The organism is Bradyrhizobium sp. PRIMUS42, from assembly GCF_023006515.1.
Lineage (GTDB): Bacteria > Pseudomonadota > Alphaproteobacteria > Rhizobiales > Xanthobacteraceae > Bradyrhizobium.
Window position 1 is genome coordinate 1 of record NZ_JALBGZ010000898.1, and the last position, 2,201, is coordinate 2,201.

The 2,201-nt window shown below is 64.5% G+C and carries 2 protein-coding genes and 1 pseudogene; all 3 read left to right on the top strand.

The features are described from left to right. Window positions 1-437, top strand: a 437-nt coding sequence (locus tag MOV75_RS35365; RefSeq protein WP_247007661.1) for a DUF177 domain-containing protein, incomplete at its 5' end; no start/stop codon positions are given. Between the two features lie 301 nt (window positions 438-738). Next, window positions 739-1,800 (top strand): phosphate acyltransferase PlsX, encoded by a 1,062-nt coding sequence (plsX, locus tag MOV75_RS35370; protein ID WP_246932101.1) that lies wholly within the window; start codon window positions 739-741, stop codon window positions 1,798-1,800. Further along, a pseudogene (locus tag MOV75_RS35375) lies at window positions 1,797-2,201 on the top strand (3-oxoacyl-ACP synthase); the annotation flags it as partial. The gene plsX and the pseudogene MOV75_RS35375, both read left to right, overlap by 4 nt.

Genomic DNA, 2,201 nt, shown 5'->3' on the forward strand with positions numbered 1-2,201 from the left:
TGCTGTCCGCCCAGGCCGACCTTGACGTCGTGCCCAAGAGCGGCGGCCGGGTCCAGGTGACCGGCACCGTCCGGGCCCGGATCGGCCAGACCTGCGTGGTCACGCTCGATCCCATCGAGAGCGAGATTGAGGAGGAGGTGGACCTGGTGTTCGCTCCCGAGGCCGAGGTTCGGAAGATGGCCGACCTGATCGAGGAGGGGCAGGACGATGAGGAGCCGCCGGAGGTGATCGATCCGCCGGAGCCGATCACCAATGGCATCATCGACCTCGGCCGGATCGCCACCGATGCCCTGTTCCTGGCGGTTGACCCCTATCCGCGCAAGGAGGGGGCCGTGTTCGAGGCCGAGATCACGGCGCCTGATCCGGAAGACCATCCCTTCGCGGCGCTCAAGGCGCTCCAGGACAACACCAAGAAGGGCAGGAAGAAAGGCAAATAGCTGGGCATTCCCCGTAAAGGCCACTTGCCAGAGGGCTTGAGGAAATTGCGGGAATGGTTTGGGAGGCTGATTTATCCCTTTGATCTTTTTATGTATTTCCTGAGCATTCCTTTGTTCGCCCCCGGATCGACCCGGATGCAAAAGGCTGGGGGCAAGAGGTTGTTTCGGGATAACAAAACGCTATTGTCGCGCCCCGGTCCGGGCGCGGCGTGGCGCCTGACCGGTCGCCATGTCATGGCGAACCCATTCTGCGGCCCCGCTCGGTTCAAGACCGCACCAGACCAGGTTTTCCAGGACTTTTATGCCAAGCAAGGTTCGCATTGCGCTTGACGCCATGGGGGGCGACGCCGGCGCCGCCGTGGTCATTCCGGGCGCGGCCATCTCGCTTGGCAGGCATCGCGAAACCGAGTTCCTGCTGGTCGGGGACCGCGCCAAGATCGAGCCTGAGCTCGACCGGCACCCCCAGCTCAAGGCCGCCTCGAAGATCATCCATACCGACGTTGCAGTCAGTGGTTCGGACAAGCCGAGCCAGGCGCTGCGGCGCGGCCGCAGGACGTCCTCGATGTGGCTTGCCATCGACGCGGTGAAGAAGGGGGAGGCGGATGTCGCTGTCTCCGCCGGCAACACAGGCGCGCTGATGGCGATGTCGCGTTTCCACCTGCGCACGCTGAAGGGGATCGATCGCCCGGCGATTACGGGCATATGGCCGACCAGGCGCGGCGAGTCCGTGGTGCTCGACCTCGGCGCCAGCATCGGCGGCGACGCGCACCATCTGGTGTCACTCGCCGTTATGGGCGCCGCGATGGCGAGTGTGCTGTTCAACAAGCCGCGCCCCACGCTCGGCCTGCTCAACATCGGGACCGAGGAAATCAAGGGGCACGAGGAGATTCGCGAGGCCGGCGAAATCCTGCGCATCAGGAACCTGCCGGAGCTCGACTACGTCGGCTTCGTCGAGGGTGACGGCATCGGCAAGGGGGTGGCGGACGTCATCGTCACCGAAGGTTTCAGCGGCAACATCGCGCTCAAGGCCGCCGAGGGAACCGCACGGCAGATGGCCGAATTACTCCGCAATGAGATGAAACGGAGCTGGCTGTCCAAGCTTGGCTATCTCTTTGCGCGCGGCGCCTTCCAGGCCCTGCGCGACAAGATGGACCCGAACAAGTCCAATGGCGGCGTTTTCCTGGGATTGAACGGGATTGTGGTCAAGAGCCATGGCGGAACCGGCGCCGAAGGCTTTGCCTCTGCGATCGATGTTGGCTATGAGATGGCTCACTACGATCTCCTGAATAAGATCAATCAGATGCTCAACCGCGAGGGTGGTGCACTCAATTCCGTGCAGGCCGCGCAGGAGGCTGTTTCGTGACTCAAATTCGTTCGGTCGTGCTGGGCTGCGGCTCCTATCTGCCGGAGCAGGTGGTGACCAACGCCCAATTGGCGGCGCGTATCGACACCTCCGACGAGTGGATCGTGCAGCGCACCGGGATTCGCGAGCGGCACATCGCGGCCGAAGGCGAGTTCACCTCGCACCTGGCGATCAGGGCGGCGCAGGCCGCGCTCAGCGATGCCGGCCTCGACGCGCAGTCGATCGACCTCATCGTGCTGGCGACCTCGACGCCGGACAACACCTTCCCCGCGACCGCCGTCGCCGTGCAGAACGCGCTCGGCATCAACCACGGCGCGGCCTTCGACCTCCAGGCGGTGTGCTCGGGCTTCGTGTTCGCGCTCGCCACCGCCGACAATTTCCTGCGCACCGGCGCCTTCAAG